Genomic DNA, 18119 nt, shown 5'->3' with positions numbered 1-18119 from the left:
GACGGCCCTAACCTCGCGCTTTCATGAGGTGGGCTGTCCAGAGGTTGATCATAAACACGGAAAGTGCCCTTGACCTGCAACGATAGGACTTGCTGAGGGTCCTGTTGGTTGCAAGGAAAAGAGCACTTTCCAGGTGAAGCACTGAGCTGTTTCAGAGTGGCCACTGATCGGGTGACGCTGGCGGTGGGCGCAACGCACGAGGCTCCCGTGCCGTTGGGGGAGGTGTTCGAAGTCTCAACCCACAGGCACAGGAGCCCCGTTGGTTCCGTATTTTGCCGCACTCAACCTGCCCCACGCCCTGGTCGAGTGGGTCACCATGCTCATCGTCACCCGCGAGGGTGACCGCCGCTGCAAGCTCCCACCGCACCAGCGTGCGCTGGTCGGCCTGGTGTACCTGCGCAGGCACGACACAGCAGGTGAAGGAGCTGGTCGAACCGTTCCGCCCGTACCTCGTCCAGCCCGACCACACGTTCTACCTGCGGTGCACGGACGCCACCCTGCGCGACCGTATGGCCGGAAAACAGGACTACAACCAGGACGACGACATGGTCAACGTCCCCGGCCGGCTGACACGACTCCGCACCAATTTCGACAAAATCGCCGCCGCTGACCCCACAGGCGTCATCATCGACACGGACGACAACACCCCCGCCGAACTCGCCGACATCATCACCGCCTACCTCACGGAAACGAGCCCATGCCCCAACTTCAGGACGCCTCCGTGGTCGTCGCCCGCACCAAAGACGGCCGGGTAGCCGTCCTGTCCTCCCGCAGCGCCGAACACGGGGAGATTTTCCTTCCCGGTGGCCGGCGCGATCCGGGGAGACTCCCGAGGACTGTGCGCGGCGAGAGCTGAAGGAAGAGGCCGGGGCCGAGGCCACCCGGTGGCAGCATCTCGGCACCTACGCGAGCACCCTCGGAAGCAACGCCCGCCTGTCGTTGTTCCTCGCCGAACACCTCACGCTCGGACCACAGGAACTCAACGACACCGAAGAGGACTTCAAGCTGTCCTGGTGGCCGATGAACGAGGCGATCCAGGCCGCGCAGGACGGCCGGTTACACCTCCCCGGCGGTCCCCTCGCCCTGCTGCTCGCCGACCGCACCCAACCCAAAGGAGTACCGGAATGCTGAAACGTACGGGAACTGTCGTGGCCGCTGCTGCCGTTGCCGCACTTGCCCTCCCCGCCGACGCCCACGCCGCCGCCATCGCCTGCGGCGGGTCCGTCTCGACCCAGGGCATCTCCGGTAACGGCTGTATCAGCGCGGAGCGGTGGAAGGACGGCCACGTCTTCATGCGCAACATCACCGCGCACACGGTCCTGACGAATACGCGCCCGCACGCCTCCTGGGTCGAGTACGAGGCGTACTTCCGCGTCGTCTCGGGCGGTCACTGGGTGAAGATCGGCAACGGGCGTACCGTAGTCCAGCGACGGTCCACGGTCGGCCCCCTCGCCATCGGCTCCACGGATCGCGTCTGCGGCCCGGTCAACGTCAAGGTCGAGATCCGCGTCCATGTCAGGCCCGCAGGGGGCGCCTGGTCCAACTGGAGCAGCGCCGCGACCTCCCAGTGCCAGACCTGACGCTGCCAGACCTGAGCCTCAGCACACGCAGCGCCCCCGCCTCCGCGACCAGGAGGACGGGGGCTCTCGTGTTTTCTGCGGAGGAATTAACCTCACGCCTTCATGAAGCGGGCTGTCCGGCAAGTGATCAGGCAAGCAGAAAGCGCCTCTGACCAGCGAGAATGAGGATTGCTGAGGTCCTTGTTCCCGCCCCTGTCGGAGGCACTTTCCAGGTGAAGCAGCCTATCGGGTCCTATCCCCATGTCCTTGTCCGGGACGACGGCCGGGCCGTGGTCTCGCAGGCCGGTTCAGTGCTGCTGGCCGAAACGGTCCGCAGGACCGGCAGGCCATATCCGCAGCACTCGCCCCCTGGCGGAAACCGCGGGCCGTCCACGACCCACAGAACGCCATCCGCACCGCCCGGCACGAAGTCCGGGCCCGCGCCTGGTCGTTGGCCGGCAGCCAGGCACCGGACACCGGTGGGCAGGTGATCGTGGACCTGGACGGAGTCTTGGTCGTCTCCCACTCCGACAAGCAGGATGCCGCCCCAACCTGGAAGAAGACCTACGGCCGCCACCCGCTGATGGCCTTCGTCGACCACGGGCCGGGCGGGACCGGCGAACCCGTCCCCGCTCTCCTTCGGCCTGGGAACGCGGGCTCGAACACCGCCGCCGACCACATCACCACCGCTCGCCTCGCCCTCGCCCAACTGCCCAAGAAGTACCGGCGCGGACGGCAGACCCTCATCCGCTGCGACTCCGCGGGCGGCACCCACGAGTTCGTTTCCTGGCTCGCCCAGCGCGGGCGCTGGCTGTCCTACTCCGTTGGCATGGTGATCACCCAGGCCATCCACCAGCACGTGCTGAAGATCCCCGAGTCGGCCTGGACCCCGGCCATCGAGACCGGCGGCGAGCTCCGCGACGGGGCCTGGGTCGCCGAACTCACCGGCGATCTGATCGAGGGCTGGCCGAGAGGGATGCGGCTGATCGTCCGCACGGAACGGCCCCATCCCGGCGCCCAGTTGAGGATCACGGATGCGGACGGCATGCGGATCACCCGTTTCGCCACCAACACTGCCGGTCGTCCCATCGCCGCACTTGAGCTCCGTCACCGGCTGCGGGCCCGGACCGAGGACCGGATCCGGGCCGCCCGCGCAACGGGAATGCGCAACCTGCCCCTGCACGACACCGCGCAGAACAAGGTCTGGCTGGAGATCATCCAGCTCGCGCTCGACCTGCTGGCCTGGATGCCCATGCTCGCCCTCACCGGCAAGGCCCGGCTCTGGGAGCCCCGCCGGCTTCGGCTCCGCCTCTTCTCTGCAGCCGCTCAGCTCGTCACGACCGGACGGCGTCGCATCCTCCGCATCGTCCGTCACTGGCCGTGGACCGGCGAAATCACCGCAGCTCTCGCACGGCTCGCTCTCCTACCGAAGCCCGGCAGCCACCGAAAGCGAAACGGTCCGCCGACTCCGTCGGCAGACCGTCAAGAAAGTTCGAGGCTAAGGACGGAAATTGAGCGCAGGCAGTGGGCTCAAGGGCTACTTCTAACGAATGCGATCGATTGCATCCATTGCTGTTGGCGGACCACTGTACGAAATTGACACGACTTGGCCGCGGGAGGTGTAAGTCCAACGAGTTGCGCCGTTCCACGGATCGAGTGTCGTTACGTCGTTATGATCTTGCGCCATCGCTGCGGCGCCGTCTGCCAGGGCCGGGGTTAGGTCAGTACTCAACACAGGAGAGTCCCAAGCCAGGTTACCGTTCTTGGTACGAATGGCAGAAACTCGACCTCCCAGGACGTACAGTAGGTTGATAAACTTACCGCGATGGACGGCGAGAGATTCTCCACTGAAGACTACCCGCGCCCACCTCTTTGCACGCGTTTTCTCAGAAATGGCCACGAGCTCGTCACTGGTCAGGAGATATACGGAACCATCGCCGTATTTCAGGTCCTTGGCTTCTGGGTCGGCGTAAAGCCATGAGAGGTTGCCGGTATCCGCATCAATGGCATGTACTCCGGCTTCGCTCATAAAGAACAGGGTGGACGTTGAGGTGGATGCGTCCTTGAACTTGAGGCCTTGCGTGCGCAGATTCCATCGACGCTTTCCTGTCTGAGCATCAAGTGCCTGAAAGGTCGAGTCGGTCTTGACGTAAAGCTTCCCTTCGATAAAGATCAGCGAGCCCTCCCCTCCGGAGGCTCGCCAGATCGTGGCACCGGTAACGGCGTTCAGGGCGGCTGTTTCGACTCCGGTATTTAGATAGACAGTCCCTGAGTGATCAAATGTGCAAGCGAAGCCCTTTGTTCGCCATTCTTCTTCCCCAGTGTCCTTGTTTAGACCGCATACGTACCCATACGCTTCGACAACTAGCGTTGACTCCGCGGTCCCGACGGGATTTCCGGCGCACGCATCGTTCGTCTTGCTCCATATCGGGTCCCCGTTCGATGCATCCAGTGCATGTAATCCGTTCGTGCTCCGCCCTGCGGTCCCGGCGTAGACGCGCGATACGCCGTCTTGGGCATGCGAAATTTCCGTCGTTCCCTTCTGGTGAAAGCTCCAAAGCTCCTTGCCAGTGCGGAGATCCAACGCGCTTAGGTAGCCCGCATCATCGGAGAGATAAAATCGGCCGCCCTGTTCAACTGGAGAGACGGGTCGCCGTGCTACCTTCTGGTCGTCCTGATCAGTTTTTCTGGGCTTCCACGGCTCTGCTAGAAACACCACGGCGACTGCCACTGCAACGAGCACCGTGATAGCAAGCCCAATGAGCCCAGGACTGAAAATATTGACCATCTTTCCGTGGTCGCCGACAATGATCTGGGCGCTTCCTCTGATCTCCGTATCATGCACGGAGTTCGAGTGTTTTCTGGCCCCTGCCTTATCCCGCATCCGCGACTTATCCAAAACGGTTATGCTGCCTGCCGTGATCTCCGTTGATGAGCGCGGCGGGTCCATGGAACTGAATATTACTCAGGCTATTTTCTGGTTCTGAATCCGTTCTCGGACCGTCGAGAGTCGGACTGGGCGCGGTTCCTCCTGAGGCAGGAGTGTTATTCGTGGCGTTGTTGTTCCGGGGAACCAGAGCAACCAGGATGGAGATCGCTAGACCCAGCGACCCCACAAAGAACCCCAGAATGCTTGCCAGCTTGTCCGCCTGCTCCAGGCCGATGTAGGCGAAGTAGGAGCCGAGGCCGACCAAGGCGAGGCCGAAAGCGACACCGCCCCATAGGATCCACCGCCGATACGTGGTCATGAGGACATGATGAGCTAGCGGAGCCGATGTGTCTGCGTCTAACGGGAAAAGATCTTGCTGGTTCCGTGTAGGGATGCGGGGATAAATGGACGGCCACGCGCGGTCAATGCACCAACCGCCACATCAGTTACGGGACAACCTTTAGAGATGAACGAAGCCAGGCGGATGCACCGTATGCCCAGAGTCTGGATTCGTGTTGAGTGCGCCGGGGGACAGGAAGACGGTTTCGAGAGCGGCGGGGCCGAGCGTGGCCCGAGATGCGCTCCATCCGCTGGCGCACTACCTGGTCGAGGGAGTGTGCCCGTGGTCGGCGGCTCCAGAAGTCAGGACGCCGACGCCATGGCTGTGGTCGCTCTGGGACCGTCGTCGACACCTGCGGGGGCGCAGCCCGATGGTGGTGGGCACGGACGGGGGGATGCCGGCGGAGCGGACGATGGCGCGGGCGCTGTCCCAGGTCTTGGTGCTGCCGGTGTGGCTTTGGGAGAGCCTTGTAGCGGCTGGACCGGCAGGTGGTGGGAGGTACTGCTGGCTAACCGAGCTGCTCCTCCTCATGCCGGAGGACCTGGTCAACGTGTTCGACCAGGCACTGGTCCAGCTCGGCCAGCGTCCCGCTGCGAAGTTTCATCAGTGGCAGCTCCCACTCCACGCCTTCGCGGATGTTCACCATCAGCTCGCTATCGGCCGGCACGATGGCTTGCTGGAGCCAGCTGGCGAAGTCGGCCGCTTCGGCGGGGGTGCAGTCCTCGAGGGCTACGCCGTTCGGTTCGACTCCCATCATCCCTTCGTTGATCTCGCCGCTGGATGTGCGGAACTGGAAGGAGAGCGTCTCTCCTGTGTAATGCCCGCTCCATGCCTCCACGACCGCCTCGGGCTCCTTCGTTCGCAAGGCGTCGGCGAAGGAGGGGAAGGTGAGGCCCCATCCCTGGGGAGCGCCTTCGGGTGGGCTGAAGATGAACATGGTTCGGAAGTTGCCGGCGTTCCCATCCTCTTCGATCGCCATCTGGGTCAGGGCACGTGCCTGCTGTAGCCGTTGACCCCGTGGGCGACGAGCAGGGCATCCCAGTAGGGCACGGCATGGGGGTCATTGGTGGCAACCTCCACCCCGCGTAACCGGCCCGCGTGGGCCGGGTACTCGATCGCCGCTTTGTACTTGTACAGCTCTTTCTCGTCCTTCTTGTGGAGCACCTTCTCCTGGAAGCTGTCGCTGTTCTCCAGGTCATCTAGGTTCCGGTACGTGCATCCCGGCCTCTTGACGAACTTCGCCTCCACCGCCATGCCGTCGGTGTCATGCAGGCTGTCCACCATCAGTGTGCCGAGGGCTGACTTGCGCGGATCGATCGGGACCTCCTTCTCGGGGTAGCCCGCGGTGCGGAGTTGGTAGTCCCTTTCGGCTTTCGTGCCGCCGGAGAAGCCCCCGTCGCGAAGGCTGTGTGCCCATCGGTTGAAGCTCTGTCGCTCGGTGGGCGTCAGAGGCGGGAACCGGGGGGTCCGGAGGGACGGGTGGCGGCATCGCCGGACGGTACAGGCTCGGATCGGGTTTGGTGTAGCCGGCCGGGATCATGATGGGGACGCGAGGAGGAAGCGGGAGGGGGAGCCCTGGCGGAAGGACCGGGCTTGGCTTCCAGGGGGCCGGGTCGGGCTGCGGAACGCGTACGCGCGACTCCGAGGAGTCCAGACTGTGGCCCAGGCTGGCGAGGGCCATGATGCGGTCGTCACCAGAGACCGCCGCGTGGAGCCCCCCGTCCTCACCGTTGCCTCCGAAGGCAGGGTTGTCCCAGACGGAACCTCCGCCGCTGTCGAGCAACGCATCGGAGGCGGTTTCTCCTCAGGACTTCTTGCTGGCAGTTTCGACGTGGTCGGCGTACCTGTCGCAGGCGTTGGCGAGCTGTTGGCAGGCAGCTGGCAGATTGGCCAGCAGAGTGCAGGAGGGTTCGGCCTTGGACGGCGGTGAGATTTCAGAGCGTGCCGGGTGTGAGTGAGATGCCGGCGCGCACCCTGCAACGCCACTTCTCCGGGTCAGAAGACCCCGGCCCTGATCACGAGCAAGGCACCGCATCCGTACCAGAGGATCATGGTGAGCTACGACGAGCCGGGTCACGCGATCGTCTGCGTCATCTCCACGGTGAGGATCTGACCTGCGCAGATCCCGCTTCGGGCGCGATCGGTGGCCGCGCTCCGACGGCTCCTCCTGACCCGGATGTAAGGATCGCGTCAGAGAGTCGGTAGCGTGGCCGGGTGAGCGAGAAGACCCTGCAGCACCGGATCGACGGCCCCGACGACGCGCCCGTACTCGTACTCGGCGCCGCCCTCGGGACCACCTGGCACATGTGGGACCGGCAAATCCCCGAGCTGACCCGCCACTGGCGCGTCATCCGCTTCGACCTGCCCGGACACGGCGGGTCTCCCGCCCACGCGACGCCCTCCATCGCCGAGCTGGCCGACCGCCTGGTCGCCACCCTCGACGCACTCGGCGTCGAGCGGTTCGGCTACGCCGGCTGCAACATCGGCGGCGCCATCGGCACGCAGCTGGCGCTCACCCGCCCGCACCGGGTCACCTCGCTCGCCCTGGTCTCCTCGTCGCCGCGCTACGGCACCGCCGACGCCTGGCGGCAGCGCGGTGTGGTCATCCGTACCAACGGGCTCGACCCCATCGCCCGTACCTCGCCGGAGCACTGGTTCACGCCCGCGTTCGCCGGCACCCAGCCCGCCATCGTCGAATGGGCCGTCCAGATGGTGCGGACCACCGACCCCGGCTGCTACATCGCCGCCTGCGAGGCGCTGGCCTCCTACGACGTACGGTCCTCCCTCGGCCGGATCGGCGTCCCCACGCTCGTCGTCGCCGGCTCCGAGGACCAGGTCACCCCGACCACCGACGCCCGCACCCTGGTGGCCGGGATCCCGGACGCGAGCCTGGCGCTGGTGCCCGGCACCTCCCACCTCGCCCCCGTCGAGCAGCCCTCGGCCGTCACCGAACTCCTCATCCGGCACTTCAGCACCGCCTGGCACGACAAGCCGGGCCCCGGCGGCCAGGCCGCCATAGGCGCCTCCGCCCCGAAGCCGCAGATCGCGCCCCCGCCGCCCGCGCAGGCACCGCCCGCCGCCATAGAGTCCGGCCTCGCCCAGCCGGACCCGGACCGCGGCGGCACGTATGAGGCGGGCATCAAGATCCGCCGCGAGGTCCTGGGCGACGCCCATGTGGACCGGGCCCAGGCCGCGGCCGACGACTTCACCGGCGACTTCCAGGACTTCATCACCCGCTACGCCTGGGGCGAGACCTGGACGCGCCCGGGCCTGGACCGCCGCACCCGCAGCATCATCACGCTCACCGCGCTGGTCGCCCGCGGCCACCACGACGAGCTGGCCCTGCACACCCGCGCGGCCCTCCGCAACGGCCTGACCCCCACGGAGATCAAGGAAGTCCTCCTGCACACCGCCATCTACTGCGGCGTCCCCGCCGCCAACTCCGCCTTCGCCGTCGCCCAGCGGGTGATCCGCGAGGAGACGACACCGGAGGCGTGAAGGGGCCGGGAGCACCTGTACCTCTTTGGATTTCCGGCTTCTTGCGCGGTCGGCTCAACGACATGGCTCAACGACATGACGGGTGGCCCAAGTGCCCGCGTGAGTGAGTGGTCCGCGCGGCAAGATGGGGGCATGGAACTCACGAAGAAGACCCACGCCTGTGTCCGTCTGGAGAAGGACGGGCAGACGCTGGTCATCGACCCCGGCCTGTTCAGTGAGGAGGACGCGGCCGTAGGGGCGGACGCGATCCTGGTCACGCATGAGCACATGGACCACTTCAACGAGGAGCGGTTGCGGGCCGGTATGGAGGCCAATCCGGGGGCGGAGATCTGGACCCTGGCCAGCGTCGCCGAGCAGCTCTCGGCAGCCTTTCCCGGCCGGGTGCACACGGTCGGTGAGGGCGACACCTTCACCGCGGCCGGCTTCGAGGTCGAGGTGCACGGTCAGCTGCATGCCGTCATCCACCCCGACATTCCGCGGATCACCAACGTCGGCTATCTCCTCGACGGCGGGGCGGTGTTCCACCCCGGTGATGCGCTCACCGTCCCCGAAGGCCGTACGGTCGACACCCTGCTGCTGCCCGTCCACGCCCCCTGGAACAAGGTCGCTGAGGTCATCGACTACGTCCGTGCGGTCGCACCCCGCCGGGCCATCGACATCCACGACAGCCTGTTGCAGGACCATGCCCGCCCGGTCTACGACTCCATGATCGACAAGCTGGGCGGCACCGACCACGGCCGGCTCACCCCCGGCAGCAGCACCGCGGTCGGCTGAGGGCCGGCCGGCGGTGGGCCCGGCTGTCAGTGCCTCGCTGTAGGTTTACAGACATGCGCATCGCGACCTGGAACGTCAATTCGATCACCGCCCGCCTCCCGCGGCTGCTGGCCTGGCTGGAGAGCTCCGGCACGGATGTGCTGGGCATCCAGGAGACCAAGTGCACCGCCGAGCAGTTCCCGTACGACCAGCTGCGCGAGCTCGGCTATGAGGCCGCGGTCAACGCCGACGGACGGTGGAACGGCGTCGCCCTGCTGTCCAAGGTGGGGCTGGAGGACGTCGTCCTGGGGCTTCCTGGCGGCCCGGGCTACGAAGGGGTGCAGGAGCCGCGCGCCATCTCGGCGACCTGTGGCCCGGTCCGCATCTGGTCGGTGTACGTCCCCAACGGCCGCGAGATCGACCATGCGCACTACACCTACAAGCTCAGCTGGTTCGAGGCGCTGAAGACGGCGGTCGCCGAGGACGCGGCGGGCGCCCGTCCGTTCGCGGTCCTCGGCGACTACAACGTCGCCCCGACGGACGAGGACGTCTGGGACCCGTCCGTGTTCGTCGGCGCCACCCACGTCACGCCCGCCGAGCGCGCCGCCCTGACGGCCCTGCGCGAGGCGGGGCTGACGGATGTGATGCCGCGCCCCCTCAAGTACGACCGGCCGTACACGTACTGGGACTACCGCCAGCTCGCCTTCCCCAAGAACCGCGGGATGCGCATCGACCTGGTCTACGGCAACGAACCGTTCGCCAAGTCCGTCTCGGATGCTTATGTGGACCGCGAAGAGCGCAAGGGCAAGGGCGCGTCGGACCATGCCCCGGTCGTGGTGGATCTCGACGTCTAGGGCGCGGTGTGTCCGCAGGGTCCTGTAGGCCGCCGCGCGGGGCAGGACATGCGGTGGCAGGGCAGGACAGGTCGGGGCGGGGCTCGCGGGTTCGTGCGTGGGTTCCGTCCTCTCGCACATCCTCCTCACCCCGGACCCGGCCGCCCCGGCACCAGCTCTCCTAGGTTCACCGCCTCGCCCAGGGCCTTCAGGCCCCTGTCGCCGGGGTGGAGATGGTCCCCGCTGTCGTAGGCGGGGAGCAGCCGCTCGGGGTGCTGGGGGTCGCGGAGGACGGCGTCGAAGTCGAGGGTCGCGTCGGTGTCGGCGGTGGTGCGGAGGAAGGTGTTGACCGCTTGGCGGCGGGCCTCGGCGGCGGGGGTGCAGTCGGGGTAGCCGCCGCACGGGGTGAGGGTCGCCGCGACGACCCGCAGGTCCCGCTCGTGTGCGCGTCGGGTGAGCGCCCGCAGACCGGCGATGACGTCCTCGGCCGAGGTGTCCCAGCGCACGTCGTTGATGCCCTCGAAGACCACCACGGTGCGTGCCGAGGGCTGCGCCAGCACATCCCGCTCCAGCCGGTGCTGGGCGCTGACCCCGCCGGTGTCCGTGCTGATGCCGTCGCCCTGGTAGCGGTCGGTCACGATGCGGTTCGCCGAGATCCCGTGGTTGAGCACGCCGTAGCGGGGCAGTGCGCTCTGCGACTGGAAGCGGGCGGCCAGCACGTCCGGCCAGCGGCGGTTGGTGCCGCTGGTCGACTTCGTCCCGTCGGTGATCGAATCGCCCAGCGCCACGATCGAGCCGGGCCCGCCCTCGACATCGAGCCCCGTCAGGAACGGCCAACTGGTCATCGTCTCCGGGTAGGCCGCGCCCCCGGTGTCTCCCGTACGGTCCCCGCTGCCGGCCGCGCTCAGATAGGACAGCTGGGTCGCCTCCTGGTGCACCGGCGCCGCCGCGACCCTGCCCGGCAGATGGAGGCTCACCAGCAGATCGGAGCCGGGCGGCACGGTGAAGGCCGCCGGATCGCTGAACGCCTCGGCACCGGCCGCTATCCGGACCCCGGTCCGGCCCCGCCCGAAGGTCAGCGGTACGGGTGTGCCGTGTGCTGCCGCGCCCGTACCGCGTAACGCGATACTGGCGGCGCCTATCTCCACCGGCGTTGCCGCGAAGCTGTTGGCGATCCGTATGCGCGCCCGTGGCCCGCCCGCGCCGCTGTGGACGACCAGCCGCAGCGTACGGTCCGTCCACGGGCCGACCGCCCGGTAGCCAGCGGTGCTCGCTGCCCAACTCCCGGTCCGTCCGCGCCCGGTGTCCCGTACCGACACCGCGAAGACGTGCAGGGTGGCGGGGGAGTGCGCGGCTCTGGGGAGGGTTACGGAGGCCACCTCCCGGCCGGCGCGCAGCGGTACGGCCACCGCGTACAGCCGCGCCTTTTCGTCCAGCTGTCCGCCCGGGCCGTTGAGGTGCGGCAGTGCGACCGCTTTCGTGGTCAGCGGGCCGGACCGCCAGTCGGGCGCGGTGAGTTCGTAGGAGCTGTGCGAGCCGTCCCGATAGCGGACGGTGCCGGTGCCGGAGGCCGTGCCGCCGGTCCCGGCCACCAGGAAGGTCAGTGCCTCACCCCGGCCGGAGACCGCCACCGCCTGCCCGTCCGCCCGCACATTGTCCGGTGCCCCGGCGGTACGGGGCCAGCGGACCCGTGCCCCGTCGAGGGTCAGTACGCTCCCGGGGGACCAGCCGGCCGCCGCCAGGTCCTGGGCGGAGAGGGAGTGGCCCGCGCCGTCGAAGTCGGCGGTGCCGGGGCGGGAGTTGTCACTGATGGCCCGGTTGTCGAAGAGCTTCGACAGGCGTTGCGGGTGGGTTGCGTGGTGCGCGGGGAGGGGAGTCGCGGCGGTCGCCGCGACGGACGTGGCGGGCAGGGCCGTGGCGGTGAGCAGCAGGGTCAGGGCGCTGGCAGGTCGTCGTAGGCGCATCGGTCGGGGTCCCTCCGGGAGGCATCAACGGGCAGGTGTGCGTTGCGATCCGGCCGATTCCCCGGGGTGCGCGGGGGCTTCGACGGATCCGGCCGATCCGATCCGAGCGCCATGAAGGTAGGGAGAGGGAGGGGGAGCGTCAAGGCGAGGAACGGCGTCCGCTTGCGCCGCGCGCCTGTGGCCCGCACCACAGGTCGGGTGGGACCCTCACACCATGAACATGTCTTTTCTGGACAAGTGGCGTAAGCGTCAGCATGCGCACCGGTCCATGCCGCTCGCGGAGTCGGTGCGGGCCGATCCCGGCAGCGTCGTCGAGCTGCTGTCCGAGTGCGAGCTGCTCCGGGACCAGGCCGCCGCCGCGGGGGTCGAACTGGACGACTCCGTAAGGTCGTTGGAGCTGCTGGACCAGCTTCAGCCGGTATGGCGGGACGACCCGGAGGTGCTGCCGTGGCTGGGCAATGACGCGGGCCTCTACCTCGGCACGGTCCTGGTGCGTACGGTCCGCGGCGCGGTCTGGCATGTGTGGCCGGACGGGCAGCCGGTGGTCCGGCTGGAGTCCGGGCGGGAGATCGATGTGGTGGCGGCGGGCCATGACTGGGCCGATACCGGCGCGCCGGAGCTCTCCCAGGTCTATGCCGAGGTCTCCGAGTCCTGACGGCCGTGCGGCGATCGGCCGGCTTGCCTGATTTATCCGCCCCTATCTGCTGATACGTGCGTGTCAGTGGAGAAGTGCCCCTTTTGCACCGGTAAGTTGCGGGCTCTCCGCTGTACGGATGAGAGTGGGCAGGACTGCATATGGCCGGTGATGCGCTGATCGAAATGCGCGGGGTCAACAAGCACTACGGAGAACTGCATGTTCTCCAGGACATCGACCTCACCGTCGACCGCGGCGAGGTGGTGGTGGTCATCGGGCCTTCCGGGGGCGGCAAGTCCACCCTGTGCCGCGCCATCAACCGGCTGGAGACCGTGGAGTCGGGCACCATCGAGCTGGACGGCCGGCCGCTGCCCGACGAGGGCCGGGCGCTGGCCCAGGTGCGGGCCGATGTCGGCATGGTCTTCCAGTCCTTCAACCTCTTCGCCCACAAGACCGTGCTCGCCAACATCATGCTGGCGCCGATCAAGGTCCGTAAGAAGAGGAAGGACGAGGCCGCGCGGCGCGCCCGGGAACTCCTGGACCGGGTCGGGCTCGCCTCCCAGGCCGACAAGTACCCCGCACAGCTCTCCGGCGGCCAGCAGCAGCGCGTCGCCATCGCCCGCGCGCTGGCCATGGACCCCAAGGCCATGCTCTTCGACGAACCGACCTCCGCCCTCGATCCGGAGATGATCAACGAAGTGCTGGAGGTCATGCGTCAGCTCGCCCGGGACGGCATGACGATGGTCGTGGTCACCCATGAGATGGGCTTCGCCCGCTCCGCCGCCAACCGCGTGGTGTTCATGGCCGACGGCCGGATCATCGAGGACCGCACCCCCGAGGAGTTCTTCACCGCACCGCGCAGCGAGCGGGCCAAGGACTTCCTCTCCAAGATCCTCAAGCACTGAACGGGGGCGCTGCGATGCCGCACAGTCACTCCACGCGCCTGCGCCGTGCCCTGGTGGCCCTCGCGCTCGGCCTGCTCGCGCTGGCCCTCGCCGGCTGCGGCCGGGAAGGCAGTCCGCCGGTCAAGGGCCCCAAGGGCAGCGAACTTCCGCAGTACCCGGTCGCGAAGAACTTCCGGCTGCCGGACTCCCCGACCTGGCAGAAGGCCAAGCGCCGCGGCCATCTCGTCATCGGCGTCAAGGAGGACCAGCCCTACCTCGGCGAGAAGGACCCGGCCTCCGGCCTCTACTCCGGCTTCGACATCGAGATCGCCAAGATGATGTCGGCCGCCCTCGGCTTTCCGCCGAGCACCATCCAGTTCAAGACCATCGCCTCCGCCAACCGTGAGACGGCGCTGCAGAACGGCCAGATCGACCTCTACGTCGGCACGTACACCATCAACGACAAGCGCAAGAAGCTGGTGGGCTTCGCCGGCCCCTACTACATGGCCGGCCAGGCGCTGCTGGTGCGCGCCGACGAGAACGACATCAAGGGCCCGCAGGACCTGGCCGGCAAACGGGTCTGCTCGGCGGCCGGCTCGACGCCGTACCAGCGCATCCAGTCCGAGTACCCCAAGGCGGTCCTGGTCGCCTACGACACCTACTCGGTGTGCGTCGACAACCTGCTCACCTACCAGGTCGCCGCGGTCACCACCGACGACGCGATCCTGCTGGGTTACGCCGCCAAGGTGCCCGACGAGCTGAAGGTGGTCGGCAAGCCGTTCTCCGAGGAGCCGTACGGCATCGGTGTTCCGCGCGGCGACAACGCACTGCGCCTCGCGCTCGATGACGCGCTCGCCGCGGACGAGAAGAACGGCAACTGGAAGAAGGCGTACGACGCCACCCTCGGCCTGTCCGGTGTGCCCGCCCCCAAGCCGCCCCCGATCGACCGCTACCCGGCGACCTGAGGAGCCAAGGAACCGACCGATGAACGTTCTCCTCGACAACCTCTCCCTCTACGCGGAGGGTCTGCTGGGCACCGTCGAACTCACCGTCTACGCCTCGCTGCTCGCGCTCGCCCTCGGCTTCCTCATGGCGGCCTTCCGCGTCGCACCGGTGGCCTCGCTGCGGGCGTTCGGCACGGCGTGGGTGACGGTGCTGCGCAACACGCCCCTGACCCTGCTGTTCTTCGCCGTCGTCCTGGGCCTGCCGCGCTTCGGTCTCGTACTGCCCTTCAAGCTCTTCGCCATCCTGGCGCTCGGCTGCTACACCTCCGCCTTCATCTGCGAGGCGGTGCGCTCCGGTATCAACACCGTGCCGGTCGGCCAGGGGGAGGCGGCCCGCAGCCTCGGGATGACCTTTCCGCAGACCCTCGGTGACATCGTCCTCCCGCAGGCCTTCCGGTCCGTCATCCCGCCCATCGGCTCGACTCTGATCGCGCTCGCCAAGAACTCCGCGATCGCCGGCGCGTTCAGCGTCTTCGAACTGCTCGGCGTCTACAAGCCGCTCAACGAGATGGGCTACAGCATCATCTGGACCTTCATCTGGATCGCCGTCGGCTATCTGATCGTGACCCTGACCATCAGCGCGATCTTCAATGTCCTGGAGAAGCGCTTCGGAGCCGCCCGATGACCACCACTTCCGCCCTCTACGACGTCCCGGGCCCGCGGACCCGGGCGCGGCACCGGCTCTACGGTCTCGGCGCGACGGCCGCGATCCTCGCCCTGATCGCCTGGATCCTCTACCTCCTCTTCGCCACCGGCCAGTTCACCGCGGCGAAGTGGACGCCCTTCCTCTACAAGGGGATCCAGGAGCTGCTGCTCCGCGGCCTCGGCAACACCCTGCGGGCGTTCGGCTTCGCGGCGGTGCTGTCGCTGGCGCTGGGCGCGGTGCTGGCGACCGGCCGGCTCTCCGAGCACCGGCCGGTCCGCTGGGTGTGCACCCTGCTGGTCGAGTTCTTCCGCGCCATGCCCGTGCTCGTCATGATCTTCTTCATCTATGTGGCGCTCCAGGTGGCACCACTGCCGGCGCTGGTCGCCGGGCTGACCCTCTACAACGGCTCGGTGCTCGCCGAGGTCTTCCGTTCCGGCGTCAACTCCGTCGAGCGCGGCCAGCGGGAGGCCGCCTATGCGCTGGGCATGCGCAAGACCCAGGTCATGACGCACGTCCTGGTGCCGCAGGCGGTCCGGGCGATGCTGCCGGCGATCATCAGCCAGCTGGTGGTCGCCCTGAAGGACACCTCGCTCGGTTTCCTGATCACCTACGAGGAGTTCCTGCACGCCGGCAAGCTCATCGCCTCCAACCTCGACTACGACCTGCCGTTCATCCCGGTAGTCATGATCATCTCGCCGATCTACATCGGGATGTGCATGCTGCTGTCCTGGCTGGCCAACTGGGTCTCCCGGCGCCAGAAGCGCAACCCCAAGGTCGAGGCCGTCGAGGTCGCCGCGCCGGAACCGGGCACCCTGCTGCCGGGCCGCCACCAGCAGCCGCCGCCGTAGGCGGCCCGGGCTCAGCGGAGGCTGCGCGCCATCCCAGGCCCTACACCCGCCACACCCCGTCCCGCATCAACTCCCGCTCCGCCAGCTCGTTCTCCTCCCGCCACACCAGCATCCGGCGGGGCCGGAAGGCGAGGAAGACCCAGGCCTCGCGGCCCCGGGGGTCCCAGCCGAGTTTGCGGGCGAAGGCCGCGCCGGTGGCGTTCGGCAGCGCGTCGGAGGCGATGACCTCCGCCGTGCTGTCGATGAGCACCACGTCACGCGTCGGCCCCAGCGCCACCCGGCACTCCCCGTTGGCCGCCAGATTGCGGGCCGTCGGATTGTTCTTCCTGGTGGCCATCACCAGGCGTCCGTCGTGCCAGACGAACGACAGCGGGACGAGGCAGGGCGCACCCTCACCGGACGCCGTGGACACCCAGGCGTCCTCGTCCTTCTCCAGCCGTTCGAGCGCATCACGTTTGCGCTGCCCGGCATCGCGTGCCGGTGGAAAGTTGGCCATGGCGGGAGGCTAGCGACGCGGAGCGGCCGCCGCCTCGGGCGCCGGCCGTAGGACCGAGGGCGTACGAGCCGTGGGTCCGGCGTCGTACGCCCCTGTGTGTGGCCCCTCCCGGTCAGTCGCGTACCGGGACCGAGACATACGACGGATCGCCCTCCGGGGAGGAGAACGTCAGTCGTGCGCCGCTCGGATTGTGCTCGTTGTACAGCGGGTCGACGGTGTCCACGACCACCGCCAGCCGGTGCCCGGCCGGGACGTCATAGGCGGTGGACAAGAGATCCAGGTCGACGCCGAAGGGCCGGCCCGGGGTCTTGTCGTGGAAGGTGAATGGGGCGTGGGTGACCAGCTTGCCGATGCCCAGCGGGCCCACGTCGTAGAGGTAGGCGATGACGGTGCCGCTCTCCGCGGTGCTGGTCAGGGTGGTGTGCAGCTGTGTGGTGCCACGGACCCGCTGCCCGGTCTCGTAGTGCTCGGACTTCCAGACGGCGGCAAGTGAGCGCGGCAGCAGCGGAATCGAGGCCATCGGGGGCAGCCGGAAGAACTGGTCCAGCATGCTGGAGAGGAAGATCAGCCCGCCGTCGGCGCCGGAGTCCCAGTTGGTGTTGATCTGCTTGCTGCCGTCCAGCGCGATCCTCCGGTGCGCGGACGGTACGTCCTTCCAGCTCTTGTAGCCCTCGTAGGCGCCGGTGGAACGGGACTTGAGCAGTACCGGCGACTCGCGGTCGATGCCGTTGTCCGCGCCTTTGAGGTAGTGGTCGAACCAGCGCTTGGTGTTGGTCCAGGTGTCGTCGGGCAGTCCGAACAGCCCGGGCGCCTCGGCCGTCGCATGGTCGCCGGGGCGGAACTCCAGCCGCTTGGGGCCCTTCAGCTTCTCGTAGAAGTCGGCGTACTGATTGGGCGGGAAGATGGAGTCGCCCCAGGCGTTGCCCAGCATGATCGCGGTGCCGTTGGCATTGATCTTGTCGAGGTAGGTGGCGGGGGAGCGCTTCCGCCCCCACTCGATCATGTCCTGCTCCTTGGCGAGGTTCGAGCTGAGGAAGTCCTTGAGGATGGTCTGGAGTTCGGGGCTGGGCCGCCCGGTCAGCGCGCCCGCACCGCCGAGCACCGCGGCCGCCTGCCGGTGCTCGGTGCGCCCGCTGTAGATCGAGTCGATCAGGTTGGCCCAGCCGCTGAGCGCGGCAACCGCCTTGATCCGCTTGTCGAATGCGGATGCCAGCAGGCTGATCCCGGCACCGTACGAGACGCCGGCCATACCGACCTTCTGCCGGTCGGCCGGCGTATGGGCCAGCGCCCAGTCGATGACCTTCGACGCATCGGCGATGTCCTGCGGCCCGGCCGTCTCGATCTGCCCGCCGGACTGCCAGAACCCACGCGAGTTGTAACCGACGACCACATAGCCCGCGTCCGCCAGCTTCTTGGCCTGTGCCATGTACTCGACCTGCGGCATCGCCCAGCTGGTGGGCAGCACGAGGACCGGGTACCGCCGGGTCCCGTCGGCGTCGGCGGGGGTGAAGACGTTCGCCTTGAGGGTCACCCCGCCGTCGCCCTCGATGTCGACGAACCTCACGCCGGGCGATCCGGCCGCGGTGGCCGCCGCCGTCGTACGGGCGGAATCCGGTACGGCTGCCTGGGCGGTGGCCGGCGCGCCGGCGAGGACCGTGGTGGCCAGCACGGCCGCCGAGACGGTGCCTGTTGCGGCACGCAGAGTCGTGCGGGAGGGCGTCATCTTCTGCT

Annotated in this window: 18 protein-coding genes and 2 pseudogenes; 13 read left to right on the top strand and 7 right to left on the bottom strand. The window is 68.0% G+C overall.

Annotated elements, in window-relative coordinates; genetic code table 11:
• Positions 1 to 259: 259 nt before the first annotated feature.
• The 5 genes and pseudogenes from ACZ55A_RS08955 to ACZ55A_RS08935 all read left to right on the top strand — a co-directional run.
• A pseudogene (locus tag ACZ55A_RS08955) lies at positions 260 to 412 on the top strand (IS5/IS1182 family transposase); the annotation flags it as partial.
• A gap of 4 nt (positions 413 to 416) precedes the next feature.
• Positions 417 to 755 carry a hypothetical protein gene (locus ACZ55A_RS08950; protein ID WP_468836665.1) on the top strand — a complete coding sequence of 113 codons (339 nt, stop codon included), beginning with the start codon at positions 417 to 419 and terminating at the stop codon, positions 753 to 755.
• Positions 756 to 852: 97 nt separating this feature from the next.
• Positions 853 to 1131: an NUDIX hydrolase gene (locus tag ACZ55A_RS08945; RefSeq protein ID WP_342593542.1), complete on the top strand. Its 279-nt coding sequence runs from the start codon at positions 853 to 855 to the stop codon at positions 1129 to 1131.
• On the top strand, positions 1125 to 1580 hold the full coding sequence (locus tag ACZ55A_RS08940) for a hypothetical protein (RefSeq protein WP_468836335.1): 456 nt from the start codon (positions 1125 to 1127) through the stop codon (positions 1578 to 1580). Before ACZ55A_RS08945 ends, ACZ55A_RS08940 begins: the two co-directional genes overlap by 7 nt.
• Before the next feature lie 212 nt (positions 1581 to 1792).
• Positions 1793 to 2997: pseudogene (locus ACZ55A_RS08935) on the top strand (IS1380 family transposase); the annotation flags it as partial.
• 105 nt (positions 2998 to 3102) lie between these two features.
• Here ACZ55A_RS08935 and ACZ55A_RS08930 read toward each other — a convergent pair.
• The 4 genes from ACZ55A_RS08930 to ACZ55A_RS08915 form a co-directional block, all read right to left on the bottom strand.
• Complete coding sequence (locus ACZ55A_RS08930) at positions 3103 to 4509, bottom strand: PQQ-like beta-propeller repeat protein (RefSeq protein ID WP_468836332.1); 1407 nt, start codon at positions 4507 to 4509, stop codon at positions 3103 to 3105.
• Positions 4451 to 4807 (bottom strand): hypothetical protein, encoded by a 357-nt coding sequence (locus ACZ55A_RS08925; protein WP_468836329.1) that lies wholly within the window; start codon positions 4805 to 4807, stop codon positions 4451 to 4453. The genes ACZ55A_RS08930 and ACZ55A_RS08925 overlap by 59 nt, the downstream gene beginning before the upstream one ends.
• Positions 4808 to 5336: 529 nt before the next feature.
• Positions 5337 to 5807 (bottom strand): hypothetical protein, encoded by a 471-nt coding sequence (locus tag ACZ55A_RS08920; RefSeq protein ID WP_468836326.1) that lies wholly within the window; start codon positions 5805 to 5807, stop codon positions 5337 to 5339.
• A gap of 5 nt (positions 5808 to 5812) precedes the next feature.
• Positions 5813 to 6277, bottom strand: coding sequence for a restriction endonuclease fold toxin-2 domain-containing protein (locus ACZ55A_RS08915; protein ID WP_468836641.1), 465 nt, complete (start codon positions 6275 to 6277; stop codon positions 5813 to 5815).
• A gap of 765 nt (positions 6278 to 7042) precedes the next feature.
• On the opposite strand from ACZ55A_RS08915, the gene pcaDC reads away from it, so the two are divergent.
• The 3 genes from pcaDC (at position 7043) to ACZ55A_RS08900 (ending at position 9933) form a co-directional block, all read left to right on the top strand.
• Positions 7043 to 8326 carry a bifunctional 3-oxoadipate enol-lactonase/4-carboxymuconolactone decarboxylase PcaDC gene (pcaDC, locus tag ACZ55A_RS08910; protein WP_468836324.1) on the top strand — a complete coding sequence of 428 codons (1284 nt, stop codon included), beginning with the start codon at positions 7043 to 7045 and terminating at the stop codon, positions 8324 to 8326.
• 132 nt (positions 8327 to 8458) lie between these two features.
• Positions 8459 to 9100 (top strand): MBL fold metallo-hydrolase, encoded by a 642-nt coding sequence (locus ACZ55A_RS08905; protein WP_468836322.1) that lies wholly within the window; start codon positions 8459 to 8461, stop codon positions 9098 to 9100.
• 53 nt (positions 9101 to 9153) lie between these two features.
• Positions 9154 to 9933, top strand: a complete 780-nt coding sequence (locus tag ACZ55A_RS08900; protein WP_468836319.1) for an exodeoxyribonuclease III — start codon at positions 9154 to 9156, stop codon at positions 9931 to 9933.
• A 125-nt stretch (positions 9934 to 10058) separates the two neighbouring features.
• Here the strand turns inward: ACZ55A_RS08900 and ACZ55A_RS08895 are convergent, their stop codons facing one another.
• Positions 10059 to 11876, bottom strand: coding sequence for an SGNH/GDSL hydrolase family protein (locus ACZ55A_RS08895; protein WP_468836317.1), 1818 nt, complete (start codon positions 11874 to 11876; stop codon positions 10059 to 10061).
• A gap of 214 nt (positions 11877 to 12090) precedes the next feature.
• On the opposite strand from ACZ55A_RS08895, the gene ACZ55A_RS08890 reads away from it, so the two are divergent.
• From ACZ55A_RS08890 to ACZ55A_RS08870, 5 genes are all read left to right on the top strand, one after another.
• Positions 12091 to 12531, top strand: coding sequence for a DUF6278 family protein (locus tag ACZ55A_RS08890; RefSeq protein WP_468836315.1), 441 nt, complete (start codon positions 12091 to 12093; stop codon positions 12529 to 12531).
• A 140-nt stretch (positions 12532 to 12671) separates the two neighbouring features.
• Positions 12672 to 13415: an amino acid ABC transporter ATP-binding protein gene (locus tag ACZ55A_RS08885; protein ID WP_468836312.1), complete on the top strand. Its 744-nt coding sequence runs from the start codon at positions 12672 to 12674 to the stop codon at positions 13413 to 13415.
• 14 nt (positions 13416 to 13429) lie between these two features.
• Positions 13430 to 14359, top strand: coding sequence for a glutamate ABC transporter substrate-binding protein (locus ACZ55A_RS08880; protein ID WP_468836309.1), 930 nt, complete (start codon positions 13430 to 13432; stop codon positions 14357 to 14359).
• A gap of 19 nt (positions 14360 to 14378) precedes the next feature.
• The gene (locus tag ACZ55A_RS08875; protein WP_468836306.1) at positions 14379 to 15023 is read left to right on the top strand and encodes an amino acid ABC transporter permease; all 645 of its coding nucleotides are present in this window, start codon (positions 14379 to 14381) and stop codon (positions 15021 to 15023) included.
• Positions 15020 to 15892, top strand: a complete 873-nt coding sequence (locus ACZ55A_RS08870; protein WP_468836303.1) for an amino acid ABC transporter permease — start codon at positions 15020 to 15022, stop codon at positions 15890 to 15892. The genes ACZ55A_RS08875 and ACZ55A_RS08870 overlap by 4 nt, the downstream gene beginning before the upstream one ends.
• A 40-nt stretch (positions 15893 to 15932) precedes the next feature.
• On the opposite strand, the gene ACZ55A_RS08865 is transcribed toward ACZ55A_RS08870, so the two are convergent.
• Both ACZ55A_RS08865 and ACZ55A_RS08860 read right to left on the bottom strand, forming a co-directional pair.
• Positions 15933 to 16388 carry a pyridoxamine 5'-phosphate oxidase family protein gene (locus tag ACZ55A_RS08865; RefSeq protein ID WP_468836300.1) on the bottom strand — a complete coding sequence of 152 codons (456 nt, stop codon included), beginning with the start codon at positions 16386 to 16388 and terminating at the stop codon, positions 15933 to 15935.
• A 112-nt stretch (positions 16389 to 16500) separates the two neighbouring features.
• A complete protein-coding gene (locus ACZ55A_RS08860) occupies positions 16501 to 18111 on the bottom strand; it encodes an alpha/beta fold hydrolase (protein ID WP_468836298.1) in 1611 nt (536 codons plus the stop codon).
• Between the last annotated feature and the right edge of the window lie 8 nt (positions 18112 to 18119).

The organism is Streptomyces sp. NPDC034111 (assembly GCF_055575375.1).
This window is presented reverse-complemented; position numbering and strand designations above follow the sequence as displayed.

Bases quoted from the DNA above. Each gene is read 5' to 3' on its own strand.
- ACZ55A_RS08940 (WP_468836335.1), top strand. From the start codon at position 1,125: ATGCTGAAACGTACGGGAACTGTCGTGGCCGCTGCTGCCGTTGCCGCA.
- ACZ55A_RS08930 (WP_468836332.1), bottom strand. From the start codon at position 4,509: ATGGACCCGCCGCGCTCATCAACGGAGATCACGGCAGGCAGCATAACC.
- ACZ55A_RS08925 (WP_468836329.1), bottom strand. From the start codon at position 4,807: ATGACCACGTATCGGCGGTGGATCCTATGGGGCGGTGTCGCTTTCGGC.
- ACZ55A_RS08920 (WP_468836326.1), bottom strand. From the start codon at position 5,807: ATGGCGATCGAAGAGGATGGGAACGCCGGCAACTTCCGAACCATGTTC.
- ACZ55A_RS08905 (WP_468836322.1), top strand. From the start codon at position 8,459: ATGGAACTCACGAAGAAGACCCACGCCTGTGTCCGTCTGGAGAAGGAC.
- ACZ55A_RS08900 (WP_468836319.1), top strand. From the start codon at position 9,154: ATGCGCATCGCGACCTGGAACGTCAATTCGATCACCGCCCGCCTCCCG.
- ACZ55A_RS08895 (WP_468836317.1), bottom strand. From the start codon at position 11,876: ATGCGCCTACGACGACCTGCCAGCGCCCTGACCCTGCTGCTCACCGCC.
- ACZ55A_RS08890 (WP_468836315.1), top strand. From the start codon at position 12,091: ATGAACATGTCTTTTCTGGACAAGTGGCGTAAGCGTCAGCATGCGCAC.
- ACZ55A_RS08885 (WP_468836312.1), top strand. From the start codon at position 12,672: ATGGCCGGTGATGCGCTGATCGAAATGCGCGGGGTCAACAAGCACTAC.
- ACZ55A_RS08880 (WP_468836309.1), top strand. From the start codon at position 13,430: ATGCCGCACAGTCACTCCACGCGCCTGCGCCGTGCCCTGGTGGCCCTC.
- ACZ55A_RS08875 (WP_468836306.1), top strand. From the start codon at position 14,379: ATGAACGTTCTCCTCGACAACCTCTCCCTCTACGCGGAGGGTCTGCTG.
- ACZ55A_RS08870 (WP_468836303.1), top strand. From the start codon at position 15,020: ATGACCACCACTTCCGCCCTCTACGACGTCCCGGGCCCGCGGACCCGG.
- ACZ55A_RS08865 (WP_468836300.1), bottom strand. From the start codon at position 16,388: ATGGCCAACTTTCCACCGGCACGCGATGCCGGGCAGCGCAAACGTGAT.
- ACZ55A_RS08860 (WP_468836298.1), bottom strand. From the start codon at position 18,111: ATGACGCCCTCCCGCACGACTCTGCGTGCCGCAACAGGCACCGTCTCG.